This is a genomic window from Mesorhizobium sp. M0052, from assembly GCF_040323255.1.
GTDB lineage: Bacteria > Pseudomonadota > Alphaproteobacteria > Rhizobiales > Rhizobiaceae > Mesorhizobium.
The window spans coordinates 136,692-162,335 of sequence record NZ_JAMYUS010000009.1 but is presented as its reverse complement, the minus strand read 5'-3'; the positions used below and the strand labels follow the sequence as shown (position 1 = coordinate 162,335).

General features: G+C 62.6%; 28 protein-coding genes. 16 read left to right on the top strand and 12 right to left on the bottom strand.

Annotation, left to right across the window (positions count from 1 at the left end; genetic code table 11):
• Window positions 1-10: 10 nt before the first annotated feature.
• Entirely contained in the window at window positions 11-1,069 is a 1,059-nt protein-coding gene (locus NKJ77_RS14620; RefSeq protein ID WP_023831291.1) for a DUF1176 domain-containing protein, read from the bottom strand.
• 124 nt (window positions 1,070-1,193) lie between these two features.
• Here NKJ77_RS14620 and NKJ77_RS14615 point away from each other — a divergent pair, with 124 nt between their 5' ends.
• Complete coding sequence (locus tag NKJ77_RS14615; protein WP_023669071.1) at window positions 1,194-1,700, top strand: DUF1993 domain-containing protein; 507 nt, start codon at window positions 1,194-1,196, stop codon at window positions 1,698-1,700.
• A gap of 75 nt (window positions 1,701-1,775) precedes the next feature.
• Here the strand turns inward: NKJ77_RS14615 and NKJ77_RS14610 are convergent, their stop codons facing one another.
• Window positions 1,776-1,940 carry a hypothetical protein gene (locus tag NKJ77_RS14610; RefSeq protein ID WP_023690170.1) on the bottom strand — a complete coding sequence of 55 codons (165 nt, stop codon included), beginning with the start codon at window positions 1,938-1,940 and terminating at the stop codon, window positions 1,776-1,778.
• Between the two features lie 330 nt (window positions 1,941-2,270).
• Between NKJ77_RS14610 and NKJ77_RS14605 the strand changes: the two genes are divergently transcribed.
• From NKJ77_RS14605 to NKJ77_RS14595, 3 genes are all read left to right on the top strand, one after another.
• On the top strand, window positions 2,271-2,813 hold the full coding sequence (locus NKJ77_RS14605; protein WP_023816553.1) for a hypothetical protein: 543 nt from the start codon (window positions 2,271-2,273) through the stop codon (window positions 2,811-2,813).
• A gap of 114 nt (window positions 2,814-2,927) precedes the next feature.
• A complete protein-coding gene (locus NKJ77_RS14600) occupies window positions 2,928-3,995 on the top strand; it encodes an aldo/keto reductase (RefSeq protein ID WP_023825101.1) in 1,068 nt (355 codons plus the stop codon).
• Window positions 3,996-4,047: 52 nt separating this feature from the next.
• Complete coding sequence (locus NKJ77_RS14595; RefSeq protein WP_352535381.1) at window positions 4,048-5,310, top strand: cysteine desulfurase-like protein; 1,263 nt, start codon at window positions 4,048-4,050, stop codon at window positions 5,308-5,310.
• 4 nt (window positions 5,311-5,314) lie between these two features.
• On the opposite strand, the gene NKJ77_RS14590 is transcribed toward NKJ77_RS14595, so the two are convergent.
• The 5 genes from NKJ77_RS14590 to NKJ77_RS14570 form a co-directional block, all read right to left on the bottom strand.
• Window positions 5,315-6,343: a histone deacetylase family protein gene (locus NKJ77_RS14590; RefSeq protein WP_352535380.1), complete on the bottom strand. Its 1,029-nt coding sequence runs from the start codon at window positions 6,341-6,343 to the stop codon at window positions 5,315-5,317.
• Window positions 6,340-6,843 carry a GNAT family N-acetyltransferase gene (locus tag NKJ77_RS14585; protein ID WP_027049504.1) on the bottom strand — a complete coding sequence of 168 codons (504 nt, stop codon included), beginning with the start codon at window positions 6,841-6,843 and terminating at the stop codon, window positions 6,340-6,342. Before NKJ77_RS14585 ends, NKJ77_RS14590 begins: the two co-directional genes overlap by 4 nt.
• Before the next feature lie 204 nt (window positions 6,844-7,047).
• Window positions 7,048-7,977, bottom strand: a complete 930-nt coding sequence (gene kce, locus NKJ77_RS14580; RefSeq protein ID WP_023711469.1) for a 3,5-dioxohexanoate:acetyl-CoA acetone transferase — start codon at window positions 7,975-7,977, stop codon at window positions 7,048-7,050.
• 10 nt (window positions 7,978-7,987) lie between these two features.
• On the bottom strand, window positions 7,988-9,361 hold the full coding sequence (locus NKJ77_RS14575) for an aminotransferase family protein (RefSeq protein WP_023684915.1): 1,374 nt from the start codon (window positions 9,359-9,361) through the stop codon (window positions 7,988-7,990).
• Window position 9,362: 1 nt separating this feature from the next.
• The gene (locus NKJ77_RS14570) at window positions 9,363-11,000 is read right to left on the bottom strand and encodes a N,N-dimethylformamidase beta subunit family domain-containing protein (protein ID WP_352535379.1); all 1,638 of its coding nucleotides are present in this window, start codon (window positions 10,998-11,000) and stop codon (window positions 9,363-9,365) included.
• A 169-nt stretch (window positions 11,001-11,169) separates the two neighbouring features.
• On the opposite strand from NKJ77_RS14570, the gene NKJ77_RS14565 reads away from it, so the two are divergent.
• The 6 genes from NKJ77_RS14565 (at window position 11,170) to NKJ77_RS14540 (ending at window position 15,388) form a co-directional block, all read left to right on the top strand.
• Window positions 11,170-11,418: a ParB N-terminal domain-containing protein gene (locus NKJ77_RS14565; RefSeq protein ID WP_023669061.1), complete on the top strand. Its 249-nt coding sequence runs from the start codon at window positions 11,170-11,172 to the stop codon at window positions 11,416-11,418.
• A 114-nt stretch (window positions 11,419-11,532) separates the two neighbouring features.
• Window positions 11,533-12,489, top strand: a complete 957-nt coding sequence (locus NKJ77_RS14560; RefSeq protein WP_352535378.1) for an alpha/beta fold hydrolase — start codon at window positions 11,533-11,535, stop codon at window positions 12,487-12,489.
• A 187-nt stretch (window positions 12,490-12,676) separates the two neighbouring features.
• Window positions 12,677-13,075, top strand: coding sequence for a GFA family protein (locus tag NKJ77_RS14555; RefSeq protein WP_023754395.1), 399 nt, complete (start codon window positions 12,677-12,679; stop codon window positions 13,073-13,075).
• Window positions 13,076-13,191: 116 nt separating this feature from the next.
• On the top strand, window positions 13,192-13,383 hold the full coding sequence (locus NKJ77_RS14550; protein WP_023669058.1) for a hypothetical protein: 192 nt from the start codon (window positions 13,192-13,194) through the stop codon (window positions 13,381-13,383).
• Window positions 13,384-13,664: 281 nt separating this feature from the next.
• Window positions 13,665-14,729, top strand: coding sequence for a glycoside hydrolase family 25 protein (locus NKJ77_RS14545; RefSeq protein WP_023669057.1), 1,065 nt, complete (start codon window positions 13,665-13,667; stop codon window positions 14,727-14,729).
• 152 nt (window positions 14,730-14,881) lie between these two features.
• The gene (locus NKJ77_RS14540) at window positions 14,882-15,388 is read left to right on the top strand and encodes a DUF2314 domain-containing protein (RefSeq protein WP_023669056.1); all 507 of its coding nucleotides are present in this window, start codon (window positions 14,882-14,884) and stop codon (window positions 15,386-15,388) included.
• Here the strand turns inward: NKJ77_RS14540 and NKJ77_RS14535 are convergent.
• Window positions 15,378-16,337: a LysR family transcriptional regulator gene (locus NKJ77_RS14535; protein WP_352535377.1), complete on the bottom strand. Its 960-nt coding sequence runs from the start codon at window positions 16,335-16,337 to the stop codon at window positions 15,378-15,380. The two genes, NKJ77_RS14540 and NKJ77_RS14535, sit on opposite strands and share 11 nt — an antisense overlap.
• A gap of 104 nt (window positions 16,338-16,441) precedes the next feature.
• Between NKJ77_RS14535 and NKJ77_RS14530 the strand changes: the two genes are divergently transcribed.
• From NKJ77_RS14530 to NKJ77_RS14520, 3 genes are read left to right on the top strand one after another with little or no spacing between them, the layout of a single operon-like run.
• The gene (locus NKJ77_RS14530) at window positions 16,442-16,615 is read left to right on the top strand and encodes a hypothetical protein (protein WP_023711462.1); all 174 of its coding nucleotides are present in this window, start codon (window positions 16,442-16,444) and stop codon (window positions 16,613-16,615) included.
• Between the two features lie 28 nt (window positions 16,616-16,643).
• Window positions 16,644-17,252, top strand: coding sequence for a class I SAM-dependent DNA methyltransferase (locus NKJ77_RS14525; RefSeq protein ID WP_352535376.1), 609 nt, complete (start codon window positions 16,644-16,646; stop codon window positions 17,250-17,252).
• Window positions 17,249-18,133 carry a DMT family transporter gene (locus tag NKJ77_RS14520; protein ID WP_352535375.1) on the top strand — a complete coding sequence of 295 codons (885 nt, stop codon included), beginning with the start codon at window positions 17,249-17,251 and terminating at the stop codon, window positions 18,131-18,133. The genes NKJ77_RS14525 and NKJ77_RS14520 overlap by 4 nt, the downstream gene beginning before the upstream one ends.
• Before the next feature lie 20 nt (window positions 18,134-18,153).
• Here NKJ77_RS14520 and NKJ77_RS14515 read toward each other — a convergent pair whose 3' ends face one another.
• Complete coding sequence (locus NKJ77_RS14515) at window positions 18,154-19,095, bottom strand: phosphoribosylaminoimidazolesuccinocarboxamide synthase (RefSeq protein ID WP_352535402.1); 942 nt, start codon at window positions 19,093-19,095, stop codon at window positions 18,154-18,156.
• Between the two features lie 164 nt (window positions 19,096-19,259).
• Here NKJ77_RS14515 and NKJ77_RS14510 point away from each other — a divergent pair, with 164 nt between their 5' ends.
• The 3 genes from NKJ77_RS14510 to NKJ77_RS14500 are packed head-to-tail and all read left to right on the top strand — an operon-like array spanning window position 19,260 to window position 21,390.
• Window positions 19,260-20,231, top strand: a complete 972-nt coding sequence (locus tag NKJ77_RS14510; protein ID WP_352535374.1) for a DUF3592 domain-containing protein — start codon at window positions 19,260-19,262, stop codon at window positions 20,229-20,231.
• A gap of 13 nt (window positions 20,232-20,244) precedes the next feature.
• Entirely contained in the window at window positions 20,245-20,781 is a 537-nt protein-coding gene (locus tag NKJ77_RS14505) for a hypothetical protein (RefSeq protein WP_352535373.1), read from the top strand.
• 3 nt (window positions 20,782-20,784) lie between these two features.
• Window positions 20,785-21,390 (top strand): hypothetical protein, encoded by a 606-nt coding sequence (locus tag NKJ77_RS14500; RefSeq protein ID WP_352535372.1) that lies wholly within the window; start codon window positions 20,785-20,787, stop codon window positions 21,388-21,390.
• A gap of 23 nt (window positions 21,391-21,413) precedes the next feature.
• Here NKJ77_RS14500 and NKJ77_RS14495 read toward each other — a convergent pair whose 3' ends face one another.
• From NKJ77_RS14495 to NKJ77_RS14485, 3 genes are read right to left on the bottom strand one after another with little or no spacing between them, the layout of a single operon-like run.
• Window positions 21,414-21,620, bottom strand: a complete 207-nt coding sequence (locus tag NKJ77_RS14495; protein ID WP_023669048.1) for a type II toxin-antitoxin system HicB family antitoxin — start codon at window positions 21,618-21,620, stop codon at window positions 21,414-21,416.
• Window positions 21,621-21,624: 4 nt separating this feature from the next.
• Window positions 21,625-21,825: a type II toxin-antitoxin system HicA family toxin gene (locus NKJ77_RS14490; protein WP_023669047.1), complete on the bottom strand. Its 201-nt coding sequence runs from the start codon at window positions 21,823-21,825 to the stop codon at window positions 21,625-21,627.
• A 6-nt stretch (window positions 21,826-21,831) separates the two neighbouring features.
• Complete coding sequence (locus NKJ77_RS14485) at window positions 21,832-25,596, bottom strand: vitamin B12-dependent ribonucleotide reductase (protein ID WP_023831280.1); 3,765 nt, start codon at window positions 25,594-25,596, stop codon at window positions 21,832-21,834.
• Between the last annotated feature and the right edge of the window lie 48 nt (window positions 25,597-25,644).

The window sequence follows — 25,644 nt, the reverse complement described above, 5'->3', positions numbered from 1 at the left end:
GCTAAGACCCCTACGGCGCGGTGTTGTAGTCGACCACCGTCTGCGGGTTCTCCTCGCCATCGTAAGACGCGTCCACATCATATTGGACGAGGGAGAAATCGCCGTTACGGAACAGGTATATCCCCTTGTCCGAGGCGTCGCCGATGCCGCGCCATTTGTTGAACGTGGTCAGCGTCTTGGCTTCTTCGTCATATTCGGAATTGGCCGCCCAGCCGGTTGTGCGGAAGCCAATGATATCCATGCCCAGCAGTTTGCCGTCGCTGTCATTGTTCTCGTAACGGATATCCATTTCGGGCTCGGTGAACTGCAACTGCCGCACGCCCGATACTTCGTCGGTCATGTAGTAGACCGAACTTGCGTTATAGGCTGCCGCTTGGCAGTAGAACTCGAAAAGCCGCGTTTCCTTGTCGGGATCGCTGGCAGCCGCGTCCTTTGCCTTGTATTTGATCGAAAAGATGTTCGGCTCCTCGCCGAGAAATTGCTTGTCACACTGATCGCCATAATCGGCGGCGAACAGTTTCTTCACCTGCTCGAGTGCGGTGTCCTTCTTCGGCGGCGGCGGCCCGTCACCACAGCTTGGCGGCAGCGCCCCCTCGAAATCGGCCTTGGATGGCTTCAGCGCGCCCTTGTCGATAAAGATCGGTCGGAACGGCGGGGCCTGGATCTGAGCGCTGACCTGGCGCAGCGTGTAGCAGCCGGCGAAGACTGCTTCCTTGCCGTCCTTGTCGGTGGCGCGGATGGCCACCGGGACGCTGTAATAGATGCTGCCGGCGGCACCTTCATCGGAAATGGCGCCGGTTTCCACGTCGACCTTGTCGGTGCCGTCATAGCCCTTGACGAAAGTGTCGAAATCCTTTGCCGGCTTAGTATCGCCGTAGTAAGCCCAGGCGCGGGCGAATTCGTGCCGGTTGATGGCACTGTAGAGCGAACGGACCACCGCTGCGGCATCCGACCTGTCGTCGACATAAGGTGCCTGGTCGTCGGTCGCCGGGTCATCATCGGCCAACAAAGCTTGGCTGGATACAGCAAGGGAGAAAGAAGCGGTCGCTGCCAGAAAGACAAGTCTCATCGGGGATCTCCACCACGACAGGATTCTATCACATCGATTGCGGCGACGTGGTGACGCTTGAAAAATCCTCCGGGAAGGCGCTACGTCCCGCCGTCGGCGCTTCAGCCGCAATGGAGATTTGAACGTGACACTATCGATGTATGAAGCCTCGGTGCCGGTGTTTTCGGCCAGGCTGAAGGCGCTGTCCGGCGTGCTGTCGGCGGCCGAACAGAATGCAACCGAGCGCAAGATCGACCCGCAGGTGTTTTTGACCGCGAGGTTGGCGCCCGACATGTACGCGCTGGTCAGGCAGGTGCAGGTCGCCACCGACCACGCCAAGGGCGCGCCATCACGGCTGGCCCGTCGCGAGGTGCCGAAATACGAAGACAATGAAGCGACCTTCGCCGAGCTTCAGGCGCGCCTGACCAAGACGCTCGATCTGCTGGCGTCATTCTCGGCCGCCGAATTCGATGGTTCGGATGAAAGGGTGGTCGAATTGAAGTTTGGCCAGCGCGAGGCTTCGATGCCCGGCATGCAGTATCTGCTGCATGTCGCCATGCCCAACTTCTATTTCCACGTGACCACCGCCTACGACATCCTGCGCCACAATGGCGTGCCGCTGACCAAGGGCGCCTATCTCGGTAATCGTTGACGAATTGCGCGTTGCGAGGTTTCCCGGCCGCTGCCGGGAAACCTCGTATGACGCTGGTTCAGCGCCAAGGCTTACTCAACGCAGTGACATTTCGCGCGCGATGCGCGGGAAATCGGCCGGCTTGACGCCGATGTCGGCGCGGTCGGCATTGCTCATCGAGTGCAGCAGCGCCAGGGCGGAACGATAACGCTGATGCTCCTGCGGACGCGGACGGGCAAACATTTCAGTGAAGAACCCCATGATTCGGCCCCTTGTTGATCCTCCACGGCGCCGAATATAGGAAATTTGTGAAGATTGTGCAGTGCAGCATTTGCATGGCAGCCATGCCAGGCGAATTTTTTTCGGCACAATTGGCCCATGCGCTGAAACTTGTGGCGCGTCCCTACCGTATGCATAGACGCTGGCACATGGCCGGCTTTTCCTCGCCACTCCTGGCGAATTTCCGGACTGCATGCAGATGCAGTCCGGCTTTTTGTTGGGTCTTGCGCATCGCCAACCGGGCCCGCCCAAACCTCGCAAACGCCTAAACTGGTTAAAATCAGCGGCATTCATTTTTAACGAGCCGGTTCTATGCTGCGACCGGCTCTGTTCGCACGCTTAAACGAGGGGGAGGCTGACATCGGCGCCAAGCGGGATTTCGCTTCCTTGCTCGACGATCTGTTCGTTGCCTCCGACAAGGATGAGGCGGCGGAAGAGACGAGCGCCCGGCCATCGATCCCGTTCGACTATCTCTCGGTGGCCGACGAGCTTCATTCCGGCCGCATCAAGGTCTCGGGCGAAACGTTCGCCGCCGAATATCGCGAGGCGGGAGCCGATCTCGCCGTAGAATTTGCGGCCCTTCTCGATCATGCCAAGCTGGCGCTGGCCGGCGAAGAGACAATGCCCGAGGAGAAGCTGCCGCCGATCGATCCTGACGCGATCGCCATCGAGCTCGGCCTCGATCATCCCGTCAAGAGCGCTGACCTTGGCCGCATGCGCCGCAGCTTTGCCTTCGCCAACCACCCCGACCGCGTCGCGCCGCATCTGCGCCAGCGCGCAATGATCCGCATGCAGGTGGCCAACATGCTGATCGACGAGGCCAAGCGGCGCGCTTTGGCTGGCGTCCGGCGCTGACTTCCAGGGTTCACGCAAAAGTCGGTCCGCTAAGGGTTGGAGAGCGGCGCCGCTTTCCCTATAGATCCGGCTTCCTTCCCGCGTAGCCGCGCAATTCCCGCCGGAGAAAATTCGATGCATAAACGCCGTCTCGGTCGGACCGATCTTCTTGTGACCCAGATCTGCCTGGGGTCGATGACCTGGGGCGAGCAGAACACCGAAGCCGATGGCCACGCGCAGATGGATCTGGCTTTTGAGCGCGGCGTGAATTTCATCGACACCGCCGAGCTCTACCCGATCCCGCCCAAAGAGGAAACGCAGGGGCGGACGGAGAAGTTCATCGGCAGCTGGATGAAGGCCAAGGGCAACCGCGACAAGGTCATCCTGGCCTCGAAAGTGGTCGGCCGCACCGCCAACAGCTGGTTTCGTGGCGGCCGCCCGTCGAAGCTGGTGCGCGCCGACATCTTTGACGCCATCGACAAATCGCTGGCCAAGCTCGGCACCGACTATCTCGATCTCTATCAGATCCATTGGCCGGAGCGCGACATCCCCTGGGGCGCCAACCCGACCCGCGTGGGTGCTGTGCCGCGCCGTGCCGATGCCGTTGGCGCGCCGCCCGGCGAGACGCCGATCGCCGAGACGCTGGCTGTCTTCGATGAACTGGTGAAGGCAGGAAAGATCCGCCATCTCGGCCTGTCGAACGAAAGCTCCTGGGGCGTCATGCGCTTCATTGCCGAGGCCGACAAGGGCGTCGGCCCGCGCGTCGTTTCGCTGCAGAACGCCTACAATCTGGTCAACCGCACGTTCGAGGTGAACCTCGCCGAGGCCTGCGAACGCGAGGATGTCGGCTTTCTCGCATATTCGCCGCTGGCGCAGGGCTATCTCACCGGCAAATACGACCATGGCGCACGGCCGCAGGGTTCGCGCTCGCAGCTCTTCAACCGCGGCCAGCGCTACGAGACGCCGAATGCGGCGGAGGCACAGCTCGAATACAATGAGCTGGCGCGCTCCTTCGGCCTCGAGCCGGCGCTGTTTGCCAACGCCTATGTCGCCAGCCGGCCTTTCGTCACGTCCAGCATCATCGGCGCGACGACCATTGCCCAGCTTGAGATGGCGCTGTCGTCAGCCGATGTGACCTGGACCGACGAGATGCAGAAGGGCGTGGATGCGATCCACCAGCGCGTCGGCAATCCGTGCCCATAAGCAGACCGTTTGGCCGGAATTGCCGAGCAAAGACAAGGGGAAGGGGACAGCCATGGATTTTCCGATCGAGGCCGTCAGGGGAAAATTTCCGGCGCTGGACCTGACCGACAAGGGCCGCCGGCGCATCTATCTCGACAATCCGGCCGGCACGCAGGTGCCGCAAGCGGTTGCCGACGCGGTGGCGCGCTGCCTCCTCACCATCAACGCCAATCTCGGCGGTTATTTCGAAACCACGCTGGCCGCGCAACAGGTGGTCGACGGCGCCCATGCGGCGATGGTCGATTTCCTGGGTGCAGCGAGCGCTGAGGAAATCATCATCGGCGCCAATATGACGACGCTGACCTATCACATGTCGCGCACGCTCGGCCGCGGCTTCAAGCCGGGCGACGAGATCATCGTCACCCGCATGGATCATGAGGGCAATGTCTCGCCCTGGCTGCAACTGGCCGAAGATCTTGGCCTCTTGGTGCGCTTCCTGCCTTTCGACGAGAACAGCTGGCAGGTCGAGGAGGCGGCGCTCAGCGCTCTGCTTACCGACAGGACAAAACTCGTTGCGCTGAACTATGCCTCGAACCTCACCGGCTCGATCAATCGGGTGAAAGCGCTGACGGCCATCGCCAAACAGGCCGGCGCGGTGGTCTATGTCGACGCCGTGCAGTTCGCGCCGCATGGGCTGGTCGACGTGCAGGATCTCGGCTGCGACTTCCTGATCTGCTCGGCCTACAAATTCTTCGGCCCGCATATGGGCATATTGTGGGGACGCCGCGACATCATCGATGCGCTGAAACCCTACAAATGCCGCTGCTCGTCCAATGGCCTGCCGGAGCGCTTCGAACTCGGTACGCCGCAGATCGAACTGATGGCCGGACTTACCGCAGCGGTCGATTACTTCGCCGAACTCGGTGCTGCGGCCGGCGAGGGCGGTTCGCGAAGGCAAAAGATCGCAAAGGCATACGAAGTGTCGATCGCCTACGAAAACCCGCTGGTGCTGAGGCTGATCGATGGGCTGTCCGCCATTGAGGGCCTGACCATCCGCGGCATCACAGATCAGAAGCGTGTCATTGAGCGCGTGCCGACCGTGTCCTTCACCGTCGACGGCATCGTGCCAGAGACGATCGTGCGGCAGATGAATGCCGAGAACATTTTTCTATGGTCGGGTCACAACTACGCCTGGGAGATCGTCCACCATCTCGGCATTCCGGCCGAGCAGGGAGTCGTGCGCATCGGTATTGCGCACTACAACACGGCGGCAGAGATCGACGAGACGTTGGAAAGCGTGCACCGGGTGATCGCCATGCTGAGGCAGCAGCGCTAGTCAGCTATCGCTGTTTGCCGCCGAAACCGGTGAGGAACGCCGTGAGATTGTCGCCGAGCGCGTCGCAGAGATAGCCGCCTTCCTGGACGATAACCGTCGGCAGGCCAAGCTTGGCAATTGCCTCGCCGATCCGCGAGAAACCGGGCGTGGTCACCGAAAGCCCGCCGAACGGATCGCCCTCGAACGCATCGAGACCGAGCGCCACGACCAGCGCGTCCGGCGAAAAGGCGCGGATACGCTGGAACGCCACTTCGAGGGCGTCCAGAAACGCCGCGTCGGCTGATTTGCGCGGCAATGGCAGGTTGAAATTATAGCCGAGGCCCGGACCTTCGCCGCGCTCATCGGCATGGCCCCAGAAGAACGGATAGAAGCGCACCGGATCGGCGTGCAGCGACACCGTCAGGACGTCGGAACGCGTATAAAAGATGCCTTGCGTGCCGTTGCCGTGATGCAGGTCGACATCGAGGATCACCACCCGCGCTGCCTGCTTGCGCAACACCTGGGCCGCGACCGCTGAATTGTTGATGAAGCAGAAGCCGCCGGCGACATCGGCAAAGGCATGATGGCCGGGCGGCCGGCAGAGCGCATAAGCGGCAGGCGCGCCCGATATCACCGCTTCGGCTGCCTCGACTGCACTCCAGGCGCTCCACAGCGCGCTGTGCCAGGTTTCGGCCGAGATCGGGCAAGCGGTGTCGGCCATGTGGTAGCCGGCCTGGCCGACCGCCGAGGCCGGATAGGACCCTGTGCGGGCCAGTGGATGGATGTTGGGGATGACTTCCGCGGATGCGCCCTCGATGCGCTGCCAGCGCGCAAAAATGTGTTCGAGGAAGGCGAGATACTCCGGCGTATGCACGGCCGCCACCGGGCCTAGGCCATGTTCCCTGGGCCGCTCGATCGTCAATCCGGCGGATTTTGCGCCGGCTAACAATCGCTCTACCCGCTCCGGCCGTTCGGGATTGGGCTGCGGCGCACCGCTGGACAGAAAGGCCTTCGGGTCGTGGCGTTTCTGCTCCTCGGCAAAGAAGGCTTTCATTCCGCGTCCCCATTCTGCGCTGCATCGGCAAAGGCGAAAAAGGCATCACCGACGATCTTCTGCGTCTGCTCGTAGCTCGACCAGGCGATACCCAGCCGCTCATAAAAAGCCTTGGCGCCGTCATTATCGGTATCGACGGACAGCCTGAGATAGGCGCCGCCATCCCGGCGGCAGTCGCGCGCGACCCGGCGCAGCAGTCTTTCGCCGATCTTGCGGCCGCGAAACCGGTCCTCGACATAGAGGTCCTGGATATAGACGCCGGGCCGCCCCATCCATGTCGAGAAGATCGGGAAATGCAGGCAGAGCCCCGCAAAATCGCCGCCGATCTGGGCGATCAGGGTGGAGAAGGCGGGTTTGTCGCCAAAGCCGTAGCGGCGGAGATCGTCGGCAGTGGACGTGATCTCCTGATGCGCGCCGATATGGGTGCCGAGCTTGAGCAGCGCGGCATGGATGGTGTCGACGTCGTCGATGGTGCCGGGGCGGAGGGTGACTGTACTCACGATAGGCAAGGCGCCCAGGCACCCCCCTCTGTCCTGCCGGACATCTCCCCCTTAAGGGGGGAGATTGGACGTCGCCACGGCCTTCGCAAACTTCCAACGTTGCAGGATGGACGGCAGCGCAGAAACTGCTGATCTCCCCCCTTGAGGGGGAGATGTACGGCAGGACAGAGAGGGGTGCGACTGAGCGCCGCCATCTCAATCATCTCAAAACGCCACCCTATCGCCACCCTTCAGCGCCAGCATCTCGCGCGCCTCGGTCGGCGTTGCGACTTCCAGCGACAACCCGTCGAGAATGGCGCGTATCCTGCGCACCTGATCGGCATTGGATTTCGCCAATTGCCGTCCATCGTAGAGACTGTCCTCCAGCCCGACGCGGACATTGCCGCCCATCGCCGCCGCGATCGAGATCAGGGGCATCTGATGGCGGCCGGCGGCGAGCACCGAGAACTGGTAGCTGTCGCCGAACAGCTTGTCGGCGATGCGCTTCATATGGATGAGATTGTCGGGATCGGCGCCGATGCCGCCGAGAATGCCGAGCACGAACTGGATGAACAGCGGCCCCGAGACCAGCCCACGGTCGCGAAAATGCGCCAGCGAATAGAGATGGCCGACATCGTAGCATTCGAACTCAAAGCGCGTGCCGCAGCCCTTGCCGAGCTTTTCGAGCACGCCTTCCATATCGGCAAAGGTGTTCTTGAAGATGGTGTCGCGCGTGGCTTCGAGCAGCTTTGGTTCCCACTCGTGCTGCCACTCCCTTGGCTTGTCGAGCATCGGGAACAGCGCGAAATTCATCGAGCCCATGTTGAGCGAGCACATTTCCGGCTCGGCCCGCAGTGGTGCCGCCAGCCGCTGGTCGAGCGTCATCAGCGACGAACCGCCGGTGGTGATGTTGATCACCGCATCGGTCGCTTGCTTGATGCGCGGCAGGAACTGCATGAACACCTCAGGATCGGCGGTCGGCCGGCCGTCTTTGGGATCGCGGGCGTGGAGATGCAGGATTGAGGCGCCAGCCTCGGCCGCCGCGATGGCGTCGGTCGCGATCTGGTCCGGCGTCACCGGCAGATAGGGCGACATGGACGGGGTGTGCACCGAGCCAGTGACCGCGCAGGTGATGATGACTTTCCTCGGCGCCATTCTTTAGCCCTCAGCCTTCGACCGGCAGGTCGAGTTCGGCGGCCAGAACTTCCAGCGAATCGCCGATGATGGAAATGATCTCGCCGACCTCTTCAGCCGTGACGATCATCGGCGGCGCCACCATGAAATTGTCGCTGTCGACACCGCCCTTGACCCTGCGGCCGTAGATGATCAGCCCGCGCTCGTAGGCGAGGTCGAGCAGGCGCTGCGTGGCTTTCTTGCCCTGTTCGATCGGCCGTAGAGTTTCGGGATCGGCAACCATCTCGGCGCCGGTGAGCAGGCCTTTGCCTCGGACATCGGCGATGAACGGAAAACGCTTCGCCAGCCCTTTCAGCCCGTCCATCAGCACGTCGCCCATCGCGGCGGCATTGGCGATCAGGTCGAGGCGGTCCATCTCGCCGAGCACGGCGAGCCCGGCCGCGCAGGCGAGCGGATTGCCAGCATAGGTGTGGCCATGCTGGAAGCCGCCCGACGCCAGCAGCGGCTCGACCAGCCGCATCGGGGCGGCCAGCGCGCCGAGCGGCGCATAGCCGGAGCCAAGCCCCTTCGACAGCGCGACGATGTCGGGCTTGCAGTTCCAATGGTCGCCGCCAAGGAATTTTCCGGTGCGGCCGGCGCCGCTCATCACTTCATCATGGATGAGCAGGATGCCGTAGCGGTCGCAGATCTCGCGTATACGCGGATAATAGCTGTCCGGTGCGACGAGGGCCGAAGTCGCCGCACCGCCGATCGGCTCCATGATGAAGGCGAGCACGCTGTCCGGGCCCTCGGCCTGGATCTTCTCCTCCAGCATGTCGGCATAACGGACGCCGCGCTGCTCCATCGAAAGATTGTCGCGGTCGCGCCATGCCGTCGGCGCCGGCACGGTCGGCATCACCCGCATCATCGGTGTGAACGTTTCGGCCAGCGCATCGTCGCCGGTTATCGAAAGCGAACCCAGCGTGCCGCCATGATAGGAGGGAAAACGCGTGATAACCTTCCAGCGCTTCGGCTGGCCGGTCGCGACCGCCCATTGCCGCGCCAGCTTGATGCAGGATTCCGTCGCCTCCGAACCGCCGGAGACGAAGAAGATTCGGTCCATGCCCTCCGGCAGTTTGCCGGCGAGCTCCCGCGCCAGTTCTTCCGCCTGCTCGTTCTCGAAATGCAGCCGGTAGGCGAAGGTGGCGCGGTCCATCTGCCGCTTCATGGCGTCGAGCACGTTGCGGTTGGAATGGCCGATATTGGCGACCATCGGTCCGCTCGATCCGTCGATGAAGCGGCGGCCGTCCTGCGTCCACATATAAATGCCTTCGGCGCGGTCGATCAGCGGCCGGCGCAGGCTGGAGAGGTAGAACAGGTGCGAGGGCGCGCGCGTTTCTGAACCAGTTGATGAGGGCTTCTGCATGTCAGGACTTTCCGAGGTAGCGATCGATTACATTCCTGGTCACGCGCTCGACCATGGGATCCTGCCTGAGCAGGCCGGCGACCCATTCGCAGCTTCCGGCGTGGAAAACCTCGCCCTTGCCGCGCGGAAAATTGACGATCATGCCGTTGCCGCGTTTGACCTTTTCCAGATTGGCGTCGGTCGCCTCGCCAAACAGCGTTTCGGCCGTAAAGCGGCCATCCTCGTCGGTGAGAAACTGGTCCTCGATCGGGATATCGGCGCTTTCCTCGACCTGGCTCGCCATGCCGACGGCCAGCACCTGCAGCCCGTCAGGCGCACCGCTGTCCGGTGTCGGATAGGGCAGGCCGCCGCGGATCTCGAAATCGAGCCCGTCGACCTCATAGCCATAGACATGGCTGTCGGCGCCGAGCAGGTCGCCATAATAGATGCCGGTGCCGGCGAAGGCCCAGTGCTCGGGCCGATAGACCGGAAAGCCGCGCACGCCGCGCGGTGCGCATCCGCCCCAGCCGGCATAGACGCCGCGCGTCGCGTTGAGGCCGAAGGTCATTGCGCCGGGACGACCGATCTCAGGCGCTTCCCAGGAGTTGGTGGCCCGGGTGACGTCGCCGCTATAGGCCGGGTCTTCGGCCCGCGCCCGGTATTTGTAGCAGACCTGCCGGCGGCCTTCGTCCTCGAGCCTGGTCTGCCACATGAAATTGCCGGCAAAGCGAGCCGCATGACCGCCGCGCTCGACGTAGCTGTCGACGGCGTCCCGCATTTCCCAGGTCCAGTACTCGTCATGGCCGACGAAGACGACGCAGTCGTAGCCGTCGAGGATCTCGGGCGAGAAGTGCAAATCGTGCTGGCTGGCGAGATCGACGCCGTAGCCGGCGCGCTCGGCAAAGCGGAAGAAGTGGCTGTCATAGCTCGCCCAGCCGGAGGAGGTGTATTTCTTCGAATGTCCCGTGGCGTACGCCCATTCCATGTGCGGATAGCGCGGCACTGTTTTCGGCGGCACGGCAACCTCCAGCGGCACGCGCGGCGCGTCCTTGGGCAACACCACGAAGCCGCGGCACCACGGCCGCTGCGTCGACACCATGCGCGCATATTGGTCGCGGCCAGGTCCGGTGATACCCTGATAGGCGTTGGAGCCGCCCCAGGTGTTGTAGGACAGCCAGGTGCCCGTCGCCGCCACCTGCAGCACGCGACCGGGCTTTTTGCCGGGCAGGGGCGCGACGATGATGAGGTGGTGGCAGTGGATCGGCTTGCCGTCGCCGCCGTCCGCCGTCAGCGTCAGCCGATAGGCGCCGGATGGCCAATCGTCGCTGATGCGAAATTCGAAAGACGCCTCCCAGCCGCAGCCTTCGACCGAGCACTGGTCGGGCGTATCCTGCCAGCGCGCCGAAAGCCCCGTTTGCTCGAAGACCTTTGTCTCGCTGCCGCCGTCGCGGACAATGACAATGCTGAAGCGCGGCGCCGTCGAGCTGACATGCAGCGTCACGGTCTCGCCGGCGCGGTAGGAAAATCGATCAGAATAGCACCAGATCTCGCCCCGCTCGCCGTCCATTCCCGGCCATTCATAGTAATGGCCGCGCACTGCCTCGCGGCGCTGCTCGGGCGTCAGTCCGAAATCGGGAAATTCGGTCGGCAGTTGGGTCATGAACACCGGAAAAGTGACAGGCCGCCATTTCGGCCATCTGCCGGCCAAGCGTCAAATGGAAACGATCGGGCCAGCAATTGCATACGACACAATTGCTTGGCCGCTCTTGGCCGCACCTGGCAAACCGACTATCTCAGGCGAGGCGGCATTTTCCGCCTCGGGAGCCGGTATGCTGAGAGTGCAGAAGGTCAAGGTCGACGAAATCTACGTGCCGACGGCGCGCAAGAAGACGCTGCATCCCGAAACGGTCCGGCATCTGGCCGAAGACATACTGGAAAACGGCATGAAGACGCCGATCCAGGTTCGCCATGACGGCAAGCGCCACATCCTGGTCGAGGGCCTGCACCGGCTGGAAGCCGCCAAATGGCTCGGCGAGACCGAGATCGACGCCTATCTGGTGCAGGCCAAGCGCCACTGAGGCGCGCGACCGATCGACAACAGCCAAACCGGTCATTCTTCCGCGGATTTTTCGCAGGGCATGTCGGCACGCGGCGTGCTCGCTCGTCCTTGGGGGGAACCTGAGGAGACCGACATGTCCAGACGAATCTATTTCGCCATTCTTGCCTCGGTCGCTGCCTTGTTTGCAGCGCCCGGCCCAGCCAATGCAGAGGAGACCAAGCCCGCCATGACCACCGAGGCAACAGCCATGCCGAAGCCGGAAAAGTCCGGCTTGCTGCCGATCGACGGCCTGAATTACTACTATGCCGTCTATGGCAAGGGCGAACCGCTGCTTCTGCTGCATGGCGGCCTTGGCACGTCGGACATGTTCGCGCCGCTGCTGCCGAAGCTGGCGGAAAACCGCACCATCATTGCCGTCGACCTGCAGGGCCATGGCCGCACCGCGCTCGGCGAGCGACCCTTCAGCCTGGAGGGGATGGGCGACGACATGGCTGGTATCGTCAAGGCGCTCGGCTATGACAAGGTCGACGTGCTTGGCTATTCGCTGGGCGGCGGCGTCGCCTTCCGCATGGCCGTTCAGCATCCCGAGACGGTGCGCCGGCTGGTCCTGGTCTCGACCGGCTTCGCCGCCAATGGCTTCTATGACGAGATGCGCGGCCAGCAGGCGCAGGTGAGCGCGGCCGCCGCCGATTTCATGAAGGACACGCCGATGTACAAATCCTACGTCGCCGTCGCCCCACGTCCCGACGATTTCCCTAAACTGCTCGATGCACTGGGCAATTTCATGCGCAAGGATGACGACTATTCCGCCGATGTGGCGAAGCTGAAGATGCCAGTCATGCTGGCCTATGGCGACAGCGACATGTACAAGCCCGAGCACGAGATCAGGTTCTACCAGATGATCGGCGGCGGGCTGAAGGATGCCGGCTGGATGCGTGAGAACCTGTCGCAGAACCGGCTGGCCATCATTCCCAATCGCACCCACTACGACGTCTTCTTCGCACCGGAGCTGACGGCCGCGGCACTGCCCTTCCTCAATGGCGAAACCAAGGTGAAGACCTGGGACGAAGTCCTCAGCGAAACGAAATAGCTTGCCTGAAAATACATGCCGGCCGTCTCGAAGAGGCGGTCGGCTTTTTTGTGCCTGCGAAGCTACGGAGCCTTGGCGCAGCCATTGGTCCTATCGGCGCAATCGATGGCGCCATCAGGGCTTTTCAATTGACCGAAAGGTACCTGTCGATATCATCAAGAGACCTTCAGTGTGATGAGTTCGAATGATGACGAAATACCAGGGCGGATGCCATTGCGGGGCAGTGCGCTACGGCACTGAGGCGGCGCCGCTCAACCAGCGCGTCTGCCACTGCCGGTGCTGCCAGAAGGTCATAGGCGCGGCGTTCAACGCCCGCCTTTTGTTTCGCATCGACGATGTCACGGTCGAGGGAGAGGTGGCGACGGTCAACACCTCTCCGGACCTCAAGCGCGGCTTTTGCGCCGCTTGCGGCACCACGCTGTTTTCCCGACGCGACTCCGCCGGCATCGTCGGCATCACCACCGGCTCGCTCGACGATCCCTCGCTGTTCAAGCCGGAAATGCATATGTGGACCGCCTCGAAGCAGCCCTGGCTGCAGCTCGATGACGGCCTGCCGCACCATGAAGGCGCGCCGCCTCCGAATTGACGCCGGCCTTACCGGAAATTAATCCCGAAACCACGACATAGCCGGCAAAGCGTCATTGGCGGGCCATGATTGCCTGCCTATCTATCGTCTGCGGGCCGGTATCGAGGAGACGACCGATGAGCGACAGAATCAGCACCCTGGACGAGCTTTTGAGCGATCCGATGGTCCTCCTCGTGATGGAGCGTGACCGCGTGCGCCCCGAACAGGTTCGCCTGCTGCTCGAACGTGCCCGCCGCCCGGCCGCCGACGCCGTGCCACCGGCGCATGTGGTGGCGAAAAGCTGCATGCAGCAATGGCTGGGAAGGTAAGGGCTTCCCCTTCTCCCCTTGTGGGAGAAGGTGGCCGAGCGAAGCTCGGTCGGATGAGGGGTGTTCCAGGGAACGCCAACGCCTCACTCCGCTGGAACACCCCTCATCCGTCTCGGCGCTACGCGCCGATCCACCTTCTCCCACAGGGGGAGAAGACAAGAGGGCCAATTCCTAACAACTTGATTCAAACTTTGTTGGTAATTTCTCGTTAGTAATCGAGGCCGGTTTGTCCGGCGGCGTCTGTTTGCCTTCGGTCTGTTGTGTTTTGCGTACAGGTCCAGATGCGGATTTCAGGCGTCGTCAGTTTCATGTTGGCATCGCTGTGGCTTGCCGGCTGTTCGTCCACAGCGGGCGTCGATGGCTTGCAGCCGTCGAACGAGACGACCAGTTCGGTCGTGCGTCCGAGCGCGCCGGTCACAGCGGCTCCGGCGGAGACCGCCGACCTCGCGCCGATGCGGTCCGACATGGTGGCCGACAACGCTGTGGCCGACAATGCGCCGCCCTTTTCCATGGTCGAGGAAGAAGAGGCCATCGTCGCGGGCACGCCGCAGGGGAGCACCAGACCACAGCTCGAGCCCGCCGCTCTGATGTCTGCGCCGAAGCGGTTGACGCGCGCGGCGCCGGCCATGCTGGCCTCGCCGGTCACCCGCTACGGTTTCCGCGACGCCAAGCCGATCAATTTCGGCAAGGCTTCGCCACGCTACCTTGCCGTCCACGGCGTCGACGTCTCGCGCTGGCAGGGCAATGTCAACTGGGGCAAGCTGCGTGCCCAGGGCGCCAACTTCGCCTATATCAAGGCGACCGATGGCGGCGACCATCTCGACCCGATGTTCATGAAGAACTGGCGCAATGCCGATGCCGCCGGGCTGAAGCGCGGCGCCTATCACTTCTTCTACTGGTGCCGCACCGCCGGCGAGCAGGCGGACTGGTTCATCCGCAATGTGCCAAGGGTCGAAGGCGCGCTGCCGCCGGTGATCGATGTCGAATGGAACGGCGAATCCTCCTGCAAGCGGCAGCCTTCGCGGGCCACCGTGCTGGAAAAGATGAAGGTGTTCATGGACAAGCTGGAGCGCCATTACGGCCAGCGGCCCATCATCTACACCGCACCGGATTTCTATCGCGACAATCTCAAGGGTGCGTTTCTCGATTATCCGTTCTGGCTGCGCGCCGTGGCGCGGCATCCCTCAAAAGTCTATCCCGGCCGCAAATGGCTGTTCTGGCAGTACTCCGGCTCCGGCCTGTCGCACGGCGTGACCGGCCGCATCGACCTCAACGTCTTCCATGGCGACGAGCGCGCCTGGTGGGCATGGGCAGGCGGGCAGACGACCGTCGCCGACGCCGACTGAACGTCAGGCCGGTGCCGGTGCGCCTGCGCTGCCTGCCGCTGCGGCTTGGGTTGAATTTTCAGCGTCTCGCTAACGATCCGCTCACTGTGTCCTTTAGCGGTATCGCAACAGCCTTCCGGTAACGTGCCCGTGATCGGGTTTCGGAGGGGTCCATGCGCAATCCAGTTGTGGCTGTCGCTCTTGCCGCCGCTGTCGGCTACGGGTTTTTCAGCTCGCTCGGCCACATGCCGGGCGGAAGTGGCACTTCGCTGGCCGAGTCGAAGCAGAACGTCGTGTCCTATTCCACCGAGGACAAGGCGATGCAGGCCGCCAAGGACAGCGGCCGCTCGACCCTCAAGCGCTTCCACGAATTGATGGACGCCGGCACACCCGGCACCTACACGGTAAAATTCCCGCTGACCCAGAACGGCGCCACCGAGCATATCTGGCTGCAGCTGGTCGGCTACAGCGACGGCTCCTATATCGGCCTGCTCGCCGACGTCCCGGTCAATGGCAACAAGTACAAGATGGGCGACAGGATGACGGTGACCGAGGCCGACGTCGAGGACTGGATGATCAAGAACGGCAAGGTGATCTATGGCGGCTACACCACGCGCCAGGCGCTTGCGGATATGCCGAAGGAACAGGTTGCAAGATACGGGTTGACCTTCAAGGACTGAGGGTTGAGGCGGGGGCGAGTTTTATCGCGGTGCCTAGAGGGCTGTCGCGCTTTTCGCGTTCGCGTATCTCTGCCGTCTGCGCCAGCACCCAGTCGCGAAACACCTTGATTTTGGGCGCGTTGCGGCGGCTCTCCAGATGCACCAGCCAATAGCCGTCGCCGTCCGATCCAAGCACGCCGAATGGCTGTATCAACTGGCCCTTTTCCAACAGGGCGCTGTAAAGGTTTTTGGTCAGGATCGCGGCGCCCTTGTCGGTCAGCGCCGCCATCGCATCATAGGCCTGCGTACCCAGTTTCGGGCCAGCGATGACGCGATCGGGCTCGAACGGCACGCCGGCAGCCTTGAACCAGATTTCCCACCAGGGATCGTCGGCACAGCATAGCGGCAGTTGGTAGAGATCCTCGGGGCGGTGGATGCCGCCGACGCTTTCGGCGAGTCTCGGGCTGAGCATCGGCGTATAGTCCGCCTTGAACAGATAGTGAGCCGTCAGGCCCGGCCATTTTCCACTGCCGGTGCGAATGCCGACATCCATGTCGCCGCGCGTGAAATCGACCAGCCCGTGCGATGTATTCACCTTCACGGCAAGATCGGGATGCATCAGCTGGAATGTTCCAAGCCATACGGCCAGCCAGTTCGATGCGAAGGTTTCCATGGTCGTCACCGACAGCACGCCGGTCGCTCCACCCTTGGTGGCGACCCATGCGTCGGCCAGGGTCGAGAACGCGCCTGTTGCGTGCGGCGCCAGCTGCTGTCCGGCCTCGGTCAGCGCGATCTGCCTTGTTTTTCTTATGAAAAGGGGCGTTCCGGCACGTTCTTCCAGCACCTTTATCTGATAGCTGGCAGCTGATTGGGTCATGCCGAGTTCTTCGGCTGCCTTGGTGAAACTGCCCAGCCGGGCCGCGGCTTCAAAGACCCTGATGGCTCCTAATGGTGGTAGTTCCCATCTCATGACGCATCAATCCCGCTGATGCATACTACGCGACGTTCGATTGGAAACCAAGCCCGGAAAACGGCATGCTGCATTCACCGGATCAAACCCTGGAGGATACGGCAATGACCACCGCCATCGCTCTCTACAACACGCTTCGCCGCCCGGTGCTCGACCTCTTCACCGCGCCGTTCAGGCCTCGCAAGCGCGGCCTGCTCGACCGCCGCTCGCTGTCGGACCATTTCCTCAGGGATATCGGTATGCTTGACGGACGCGTGCCTCCCGGCACCATTGGCTAAGCAAGCTCTTTGACCAGGGGAGGGAAAGATGATTGTGTTATCCGAGGATCTGGCGAAGAGCCGACAAACGATCAACGCCTATGAGGACTATGCCGAACGCTACGACGCTCTGGTGCGGCACGTTCCGAACCAAAGAGAACAGAAATGGCTAAAGCGCCTGGTGAAGATCGCCGGCAAAGGTGGCCGGATTCTGGAAGTCGGTTCGGGACCCGGATACGATGCGGACTTCGTCGAAGGGCTCGGTGTCCAGGTTCGGCGCACAGACGCAACGAAGCGGTTTCTCGAGTTGCAGGCCGCACGCGGCAAGCATGGTGAGTTTCTCGATCTCATCACCGACGATCTCGGCGGCCCCTACGACGCGGTGCTCGCATTGTGCGTCCTGATCCACGTGCCGCGCGAGCAGGCCGACCAGGTGCTTGCCAAGATTGCCGGGTCGCTGCGGCCGGGCGGCGCCTTCCTCGTCTCGATGCGCATTGGCGACGGCGAGAAGAGCGGCGAATATCATACGGTCTACTGGCGCAGGGACGACTTCGCGGCCCGCCTCGAAAACGCCGGGCTGGTTCTTGTCGGAGACGAATTCAACGTCGGCCGCGATCGCGAAGAGTGGACCACCTTTCTGGCTGTGAGGCCGTCATGACGCGCCGCGGACTGTTTTTGTTCGTGCTGCTCAGCCTCCTGTGGGGCATTCCCTATTTGTTGATCAAGCTGGCGGTTGCCGAGGTGTCGGTGCCCTTCCTGGTCTTTGCCCGAACAGCCGTGGGCGCCCTGGCGCTGCCGCCCTTCGTCCTTGTCCAGCGCAGTTTCGGATGGCTGAAGACACATTGGCGGGCGGTCGCCGCATTCTGTCTGGTCGAGATGATCCTGCCATGGGGGCTGATCACCCATGGCGAAGTCAGCATCGACAGTTCCACCGCCGGACTGCTGATTGCCATGACGCCGGCCGTAACCGTCGCGCTCTCAAAGCTGATGGGCTCGGATGAGCGGCTGGGGATACGCCGCTGGACCGGCCTTTTCCTCGGTTTTGCCGGTGTTTTCGTGCTGGCGCTGCCGACCTTGGGTGGCGGATTTCTCGCGGTCGTCGAGATTCTCATGGCCGCGGCCTGCTATGCCTCGGGTTCGATCATCGCGTCGCGCTGGCTGAACGACGTGCCGGCAACCTCGCTGACGGCAGTCTGTCTGGCAGGGGCCGCGCTGATCTACGCTGTGCCGGCGGCGTTGGCCTGGCCGGCGGCCATGCCGTCGACAACGGTGGTTGGCGCAATCCTCGGTCTTGGCGTGTTTTGCACGGCGATTGCCTTCGCCACCTACTTCCTGCTGGTGCGGGAGATCGGCCCCGAACGGGCGGTCGTCATCACCTATGTGGCGCCCGCCGTCTCCGTGGCAGCCGGCGTGCTCGTCCTTTCGGAGCCGCTCGATATCGGCATTGTCGCGGCCTTCGCGCTCATCCTGTGCGGATCATATCTCGGCACGTGGCGCGCTCCGCCAGAACCGTCCGTGTCCGCGACCTCGGCAAGTTGACCCGCGGCGGCCAGCCGCCGTCAGAAATAAGGGCGCAGGTTCTCGCGAATGCGGTCCAGCACCGTCTTTCCCGATCTATCAGCGGTGAAGGTCTCGCCGGTGATGGTCTCAAAGGCCTGCGTGTAAACCCGCGATGTCTGCTCGATGAGCTCGGCGGGGATTTTCGGAATACGATCCTTGTAGGGATCGCAGCGCGCGGTCACCCAGGCGCGAATAAAGTCCTTGTCGAAACTTTGCGGCCGCTCGCCTGCCTTGAAACGCTCTTCATAGGTTGCCGCAAGCCAGTAGCGGCTTGAGTCGGGCGTATGGATTTCATCGGCAAGGATGATGGTGCCATCCTTGTTCGTGCCGAACTCATATTTGGTGTCGACCAGGATCAGGCCGCGCTTCGCGGCCAACGCTTTGCCGCGCGCAAACAGCGCCAGCGCATAGCGCGAGACTGTGTCCCATTGCTCTTCCGATAACAGGCCGCGCGTCAGGATCTCGTCGCGCGTCAAGGGCTCGTCATGACCGCCATCGAGCGCCTTGCTGGTCGGCGTGATGATGGCCTGCGGCAGCTTCTCATTGTCGCGCAGCCCGTCCGGCAGGCGGATGCCGTACATATCGCGTTCGCCGTTCTTGTATTTCGTCAGCACCGAAGTGCTGGTGGTGCCGGCGAGATAGTCGCGAACAACGATTTCCACCGGCAGAATGTCGAGCCTGGTGCCGACGACGACATTGGGGTCGGGATAATCGAGCACATGGTTGGGGCAGATGTCCGCCGTTTCCTCGAACCAGTAGCGCGCCGTCTGGGTCAGCAGTTCGCCCTTGAGCGGGACAGCGGTCAGGATCACATCGAAGGCGCTCAGCCGGTCGGTGGCGATGATGATGCGGCGGCCATCCGGCAGATCGTAATTCTCGCGGACCTTGCCTTTGTAGTGGTTCGGGAGTTCCGGAATGAAGGCATCCGAGAGAACGCGCAGTGCTGTCATCCTGGTCTCGTGGCTCCTAACAGTTTGGGCGACTCTTAACAAAGTTGGCGGGGCTTCGATACCCGAGGAAGGGGCGGTTCGTCCTTTGCGAATAATCAAGACATTGCCTTCGCCGTGCTATCTATTTGCAGCTTCCTGCACTCCTGGGGGACGCGGTGGACGTAGAGCTCAAATTTCTGATTGTCGGATTTGCCTGCGCGATCGCGGGTGGTCTGTCGTTCATCACCTTCGTCAAATGGCGCGAGGTGCAGGCGATGAGCCACTGGCTGCCGGCGCCGGGCAAGATCATCTCGTCGCGCGTCGAGGCGCGTGAAGTCAGAAGGTCGGGCGTCGGCTCGGACAGCAGCGACACCACCGAGATGCGCAATTTTCCGGCGATCACCTTCGAATACAAGGTCGGTAAAAAGAAATATCAAAGCTCGCGCTACAGCGTGAAGGAGAATCTGGGGAATTTCGAAGTCACCGAAACCCTGGCGCAGTTTCCCACCGGCGCTGAAGTGACCGTCTTCTACAATCCGGCCGATCCGGGCAAGGCCGTGATCGAACGCACCCTGCCGGACGGCGCCTTCAAGTTCATGGTCAAGCTCTCGGCCTGGCTGGTGATCGGCACGGTGGTGTTGGTGTTTTCGCTCGGTGGCGTGCTGGAGGCGATCCGGCCGCATTTGCCCAAGCCGCAGAACCTCGGCGCCGGAGCGCTGCTGCTGTTCATGGGCCTGATGATCCTGCGCATGGCCTTCGTCCAGAAGTCGCTTGCCGAGCAGGCGGCAAAATGGCCGGTCGCGCCCGGCCGCATCGATTCCTCCGGTCTGCAGGCGCTACGAAACTACAGCGGCCACCGACGCTGGAGCACCGTTTTCAAATCCCGCATCGTGTACAGCTACGGCGTCGCAGGCCAGCACTACACCTCAGACCGCGTCACCTTCGGCGCCACGGTCACCGCTTCAATGCCCGGCCTCGTCAGCGGCCAAGGGCGCAGCTATGCCGAGGGCGGCAAGGTCGACGTGCATTACGACCCAGCCAACCCCGCCTCGGCAGTGCTCGAATGCAGGGTGCGCGGGCTTTGGCTGCTGTGGGTCTGTTCGGCCGCGTTTCTGGGCGGCGCGGCGTGGCTGGTCGGTTTTATCTGAGGCGCCCACTTTCATGACAAGACATCCAATGATCGTCCGCAGGCTGGCTGTCGTTTCCCTGGCTCTGCTCGGCGCCGTGCAGGCAGCGAGCGCAAAAGAATGTCTGCTCAGCCATGCCACCTACCGCGAGCCGCGTTCGGGCGCGGTGATGCAATTCCGGCCGCTGAACAATGAGCCGGCGGCACTGACGGCCGAAGTGTTTTCGGTGACCGTGCCCAACACCGACACGCGCTTGCCGGCCGACATCACCTGGACCAATGGCAAAAATTCGCTTCCGCTCGGCACCATCCACCACGCCTGCACCGACGACGACCGCGAAGCGGGGCTGGAGGATGGCAGCGGTCTCTGCCGGATATGGATGGGCCAGGTCTATGCCTTGACCGGAGGCGGCGCCGAGCAGCTGAATTCGCGCGAAGCGACACCGGCGCCGAAAGGGCTGTTGCTGCCCGATTTCGGCGCGGCCTTCACCGAATTTGCCGATTTCGCCAATGCCAATCCGGACGGCTCGGCCTGGGACGCCTTCACTTTGACAGGACGCAGCGATGAATAACGCATGAGACTGATTGTCTGGATCTGCACGCTGTTTGCCTCGGCGACGATATCAGCCGCAGCGCGGGCGGACGAGCCGGCGCCATCGCGCCCGCCGATCGACAAATGCGTCTGGGAAAAACTGACCGACAAGACGGTCGGCCTCGCCGCCTGGGTGCAGCGATGCGATTTCGGCTTCCGCCAGATCCATTTCGAATTCGTCGGCGGCGCACTCGCCATCAAATACAGCGATGGCGGCGCGCCCGATCCGCTGGTCGAGGTGTTCGACATCAAATCGGGCGAAACCGCCGAGGCCGCGGTGCTGCGCCTGTTGCTGGAAAAGACCGACAAATCAGTCAGCGCCCGCTGCGTGCTCTCGCCCTACACCGAAGGCACCGTGCCCGCCGGCGTCAAACGCTACACATTCAGCCCCGATGCTGCCTATGCGAAAGAGCTGAAGGCGCTAGCCAATGACGAAGTTCCCGAACCGCCCTGCGGCGACTGGGGCGAAATGCCGGATGGTATTCAGTATTTCGAGGCGCCGGCGGGTGAGGGGCGGAGGGTGCTGTTCATTCGGGCGGGGCAGGACGAGCCGCTGTTCGACGATCAGACGCTGCGGGTGCCGGGATAGGATGTTGTCCTGAAGGCTACCGCTTATGCCTCTACATATTCCGCGAGACTGATTCCTTTGGGCACCTCCAGCCCATCGGCACGCAAGCCCTCGATGTGAAAGCGTATAGCGTCGCGAATTTCGATTTCTACTTCTGGCACGGTAGCACCAGTTGCGATGCAGCCGGGTAGGTCCGGCACATAGGCAGAGAAATTGTTGCCTGCTTTTTCAATCACCACCGCGTAACGCATATAGTCACTCCTTCAAACCGGACTGCTTGAGGATGCTGTTCAGTGTTCCTGGCGCAACCTCTTCAGACGGTTTGCCGGCCACGGTGACGCGGCCGGCTTTGGTTTTGTGCTTATATTGGCGATGGCTGCCCTTGGTTGCAACCAGATACCAACCGTCGGTCTCCAGCAGGCGAATGACTTCGCGGACTGTAAGCCGAGGCGGCATGAGTTCTCAGCTGCACCCGCTCGTCGAGCCGCAGGTATCGCACTTCTCGCAGGTTCCGTTCCGCACCATGGTGAAGTTGTGGCATTCCGAGCATTCGTTGCCGGTGTAGCCTTGCATCAAGGATTGCTGACGCCGCGTGGAGGCAAGCGCCTTTGCCTCGGCCGCTTCTTTCGCTGCTTCGTCGGTGAACAAACCGGTGGGGTCGGCTGCCTCCTCGGAAACAATATCTTCGACCAATTCCTTGGCTCGCTCCTCATAGTCGCGCTTGTAGGCGATGGCTTCGTCGCTTGCTGGTTTAAGCGCCAGCACATTGGAGCCTGAGAACGCAGTTGGGGTGACCCGGGCAGGGGCCGCGGCAGGTGATCCGGCAAAACCCTTGGGTTCGCCACCTAGGCCAGACACCAACTTGACCGGCGAGGCGCCGCGGGTAAGGCCCTTCGAGAACGGCGTCGCCTTGCCTTCGTTGATACCGCGTCCGAGCGCCGTCTTGTCGAAATCCGACTGGTCGACATGGGCGAGGTCGTGGCGGCCGAGGTAGGACACGGCGAGTTCGCGGAACACGTAGTCGAGGATCGACGTCGCATTCTTGATCGCGTCGTTGCCCTGCACCATGCCGGCCGGCTCGAATTTGGTGAAGGTGAAGGCCTCGACAAATTCCTCGAGCGGCACGCCATATTGCAAGCCAAGCGAGATGGCGATGGCGAAGTTGTTCATCATCGCCCGGAAAGCGGCGCCTTCTTTGTGCATGTCGATGAAGATCTCGCCGATGCGGCCGTCGTCGAATTCGCCCGTGCGCAGGTAGACCTTGTGGCCGCCGACGACTGCCTTCTGGGTGTAGCCCTTGCGGCGATTCGGCAGTTTTTCACGATCGCGGTAGAGGCGTTCGATGACGCGCTCGACGATCTTCTCGGTGACCTGCACGGCACGCTGTGAAGCGGGCGCCGCGATCAACTGCTCGACCGCATCGTCCTCGTCGTCCTCGCTGTCGGCGAGCAGCGACGAATTGAGCGGCTGCGACAGCTTCGAGCCGTCGCGATAGAGCGCGTTGGCCTTCAGCGCCAGCTTCCACGACAGCATGTAGGCGCCCTTGGCGTCTTCCACCGTCGCATCGTTGGGCATGTTGATGGTCTTGGAGATGGCGCCGGAGATGAAAGGCTGTGCCGCCGCCATCATCTGGATGTGGCTGTTGATGGACAGCGAGCGCTTGCCGATCTTGCCGCACGGGCTGGCGCAGTCGAACACCGCGAGATGCTCGGCCTTGAGGAAGGGCGCGCCTTCCAGCGTCATCGCACCGCAGACATGGATGTTGGCGGCTTCGATGTCCTTCCTGGAGAAGCCGAGCGCCGGCAGCATCTCGAACGAGAAGTCGTTGAGCTGCTCGTCGGTGAAGCCGAACGTCTCCTTCACCCAGTCGGCGCCGAGCGTCCACTGGTTGAAGACGAACTTGATGTCGAAGGCCGACTTCAGTGCTGCATTGAGCGCCGCGATCTTGTCGTCGGTGAAGCCCTTCGCCTTGAGCGAGCCGGGGTTGACCGCCGGCGCCTGGTTCATGTTGCCGTGACCGACCGCATAGGCCTCGATCTCGGCGATCTGGCTTTCTGAGTAACCCAGTGTGCGCAGCGCTTCCGGCACGGCGCGGTTGATGATCTTGAAATAGCCGCCGCCGGCAAGCTTCTTGAACTTCACCAGCGCGAAGTCGGGCTCGATGCCGGTGGTATCGCAATCCATGACGAGACCGATCGTGCCGGTCGGCGCAATCACGGTCGCCTGCGCGTTGCGGTAGCCATGCTCCTCGCCGAGTTCGATGGCGCGGTCCCAGGCAGCCTTGGCGTGCGCGGCCAGTTCCTGCTGCTTCAGGTCGGACGCGACCAGCGGCACCGGATTGACGGCGAGCTTCTCGTAGCCCTGCTTTTCGCCATAGGCGGCGCGGCGATGGTTGCGCATGACGCGCAGCATGTTCTGCGCATTGCGGTCGTAATCGGCGAAGGCGCCGAGCTCGCCGGCCATCTCGGCCGAGGTGGCATAGGCGACGCCGGTCATGATGGCGGTCAGCGCTGCGCAGATGGCGCGGCCCTCGTCGGAATCATAGGGAATGCCGGACGTCATCAAGAGGCCGCCAATGTTGGCATAGCCGAGGCCGAGCGTGCGGTATTCGTAGGACTGCTTGGCGATCTCCTTCGACGGGAACTGCGCCATCATCACCGAGATTTCGAGGACGACTGTCCACAGCCGCACCGTGTGCTCGTAGGCGGCGATGTCGATCGTGCCGTCGGCATTGCGGTAGGGCAGCAGGTTGATCGAGGCCAGGTTGCAGGCCGTGTCGTCGAGGAACATGTATTCCGAGCACGGATTGGAGGCCCGGATCGCACCAGCCGAAGCGCAGGTGTGCCAGTCGTTCATCGTCGTGTTGAAATGCAGGCCCGGATCGGCCGAAGCCCAGGCGGCGTAGCCGATCTTTTCCCAGAGGTCGCGTGCCTTCAGCGTCTTCAGCACCTTGCCGTCCTTGCGGGCGGTCAGATGCCAGTCGGCGTCGTCCTCGACGGCGCGCAGGAAGTTGTCCTTCAGCGACACCGAATTGTTGGAGTTCTGGCCGGAAACGGTGAGGTAGGCGTCGGAATCCCAGTCGGTGTCGTAGGTCTTGAACGACATCGCGGTGTAGCCCTGCTTGGCGAACTGGATGACGCGGTAGATGTAGTTCTCCGGCACGGCCGACTTCTTGGCCGCCTTGATCTCGCGCTTCAGCGCGGTGTTGATCGACGGGTCGAAGCAATCATCATCATGGCCTTCGCAATTGATGCAGGCCTTCATGATCGCTTCGAGATGTTTTTTCACGATCTTGGAGCCGGTGACCAGCGACGCCACCTTCTGCTCTTCATTGACCTTCCAGTCGATGAATTCCTCGATATCGGGATGGTCGGCGTCGACAATGACCATCTTGGCCGCACGACGCGTGGTGCCGCCCGACTTGATGGCGCCCGCCGCGCGGTCGCCGATCTTGAGGAAGCTCATCAGGCCGGACGAACGGCCGCCGCCCGACAGCTTTTCGCCTTCGCCGCGCAGCATCGAGAAATTGGAGCCGGTGCCCGAGCCATATTTGAACAGACGCGCTTCACGCACCCACAGGTCCATGATGCCGCCTTCGTTGACGAGATCGTCCTGCACGCCCTGGATGAAGCAGGCATGCGGCTGCGGATGCTCGTAGGAGGACTTCGACTTGGTCAGCTTGCCGGTGAACGGGTCGACATAATAGTGGCCCTGGCTCGGGCCATCGATGCCGTAGGCCCAGTGCAGGCCGGTATTGAACCATTGCGGCGAGTTCGGCGCAACGCGCTGGGTGGCGAGCATATAGGCGAGTTCGTCGCGGAAGGCGCTGGCGTCTTCTTCCGACTTGAAGTAGCCGCCCTTGTAGCCCCAATAGGTCCAGGTGCCGGCCAGCCGGTCGAAGACCTGGCGGGCGTCGATTTCGGAACCGTAGCGCTCGGCTTCCGGCAGCTTGGCAAGCTCGGCCTCGTCGGCGACGGAGCGCCACAGGAAGGAGGGGACGTCGTTCTCCTCGACCTTCTTCAGGCGCGCGGGCACGCCGGCCTTGCGGAAATACTTCTGCGCCAGGATGTCGGCGGCAACCTGCGAGAACTGCGCCGGCACATCGATATTGTCCAAGCGGAACACCACCGAGCCGTCCGGATTCTTGATCTCCGAAAGCGCCTTGCGGAATTCGATCTCCGCGTAAGCTGATTGGCCTGGCTTGGTGAAACGACGCTCGATGCGCATTGGTCCGGTCCCTTTTGTCTATATATAGCGCTTTTCCCCGGGGATTTC

Excerpts from the sequence above, each read along its gene's own strand:
- NKJ77_RS14620 (WP_023831291.1), bottom strand. The coding sequence starts at position 1,069 with ATGAGACTTGTCTTTCTGGCAGCGACCGCTTCTTTCTCCCTTGCTGTA.
- NKJ77_RS14610 (WP_023690170.1), bottom strand. The coding sequence starts at position 1,940 with ATGGGGTTCTTCACTGAAATGTTTGCCCGTCCGCGTCCGCAGGAGCAT.
- NKJ77_RS14605 (WP_023816553.1), top strand. The coding sequence starts at position 2,271 with ATGCTGCGACCGGCTCTGTTCGCACGCTTAAACGAGGGGGAGGCTGAC.
- NKJ77_RS14600 (WP_023825101.1), top strand. The coding sequence starts at position 2,928 with ATGCATAAACGCCGTCTCGGTCGGACCGATCTTCTTGTGACCCAGATC.
- NKJ77_RS14595 (WP_352535381.1), top strand. The coding sequence starts at position 4,048 with ATGGATTTTCCGATCGAGGCCGTCAGGGGAAAATTTCCGGCGCTGGAC.
- NKJ77_RS14590 (WP_352535380.1), bottom strand. The coding sequence starts at position 6,343 with ATGAAAGCCTTCTTTGCCGAGGAGCAGAAACGCCACGACCCGAAGGCC.
- kce (WP_023711469.1), bottom strand. The coding sequence starts at position 7,977 with ATGGCGCCGAGGAAAGTCATCATCACCTGCGCGGTCACTGGCTCGGTG.
- NKJ77_RS14575 (WP_023684915.1), bottom strand. The coding sequence starts at position 9,361 with ATGCAGAAGCCCTCATCAACTGGTTCAGAAACGCGCGCGCCCTCGCAC.
- NKJ77_RS14570 (WP_352535379.1), bottom strand. The coding sequence starts at position 11,000 with ATGACCCAACTGCCGACCGAATTTCCCGATTTCGGACTGACGCCCGAG.
- NKJ77_RS14565 (WP_023669061.1), top strand. The coding sequence starts at position 11,170 with ATGCTGAGAGTGCAGAAGGTCAAGGTCGACGAAATCTACGTGCCGACG.
- NKJ77_RS14560 (WP_352535378.1), top strand. The coding sequence starts at position 11,533 with ATGTCCAGACGAATCTATTTCGCCATTCTTGCCTCGGTCGCTGCCTTG.
- NKJ77_RS14555 (WP_023754395.1), top strand. The coding sequence starts at position 12,677 with ATGACGAAATACCAGGGCGGATGCCATTGCGGGGCAGTGCGCTACGGC.
- NKJ77_RS14550 (WP_023669058.1), top strand. The coding sequence starts at position 13,192 with ATGAGCGACAGAATCAGCACCCTGGACGAGCTTTTGAGCGATCCGATG.
- NKJ77_RS14545 (WP_023669057.1), top strand. The coding sequence starts at position 13,665 with ATGCGGATTTCAGGCGTCGTCAGTTTCATGTTGGCATCGCTGTGGCTT.
- NKJ77_RS14540 (WP_023669056.1), top strand. The coding sequence starts at position 14,882 with ATGCGCAATCCAGTTGTGGCTGTCGCTCTTGCCGCCGCTGTCGGCTAC.
- NKJ77_RS14535 (WP_352535377.1), bottom strand. The coding sequence starts at position 16,337 with ATGAGATGGGAACTACCACCATTAGGAGCCATCAGGGTCTTTGAAGCC.
- NKJ77_RS14530 (WP_023711462.1), top strand. The coding sequence starts at position 16,442 with ATGACCACCGCCATCGCTCTCTACAACACGCTTCGCCGCCCGGTGCTC.
- NKJ77_RS14525 (WP_352535376.1), top strand. The coding sequence starts at position 16,644 with ATGATTGTGTTATCCGAGGATCTGGCGAAGAGCCGACAAACGATCAAC.
- NKJ77_RS14520 (WP_352535375.1), top strand. The coding sequence starts at position 17,249 with ATGACGCGCCGCGGACTGTTTTTGTTCGTGCTGCTCAGCCTCCTGTGG.
- NKJ77_RS14505 (WP_352535373.1), top strand. The coding sequence starts at position 20,245 with ATGACAAGACATCCAATGATCGTCCGCAGGCTGGCTGTCGTTTCCCTG.
- NKJ77_RS14500 (WP_352535372.1), top strand. The coding sequence starts at position 20,785 with ATGAGACTGATTGTCTGGATCTGCACGCTGTTTGCCTCGGCGACGATA.
- NKJ77_RS14495 (WP_023669048.1), bottom strand. The coding sequence starts at position 21,620 with ATGCGTTACGCGGTGGTGATTGAAAAAGCAGGCAACAATTTCTCTGCC.
- NKJ77_RS14490 (WP_023669047.1), bottom strand. The coding sequence starts at position 21,825 with ATGCCGCCTCGGCTTACAGTCCGCGAAGTCATTCGCCTGCTGGAGACC.
- NKJ77_RS14485 (WP_023831280.1), bottom strand. The coding sequence starts at position 25,596 with ATGCGCATCGAGCGTCGTTTCACCAAGCCAGGCCAATCAGCTTACGCG.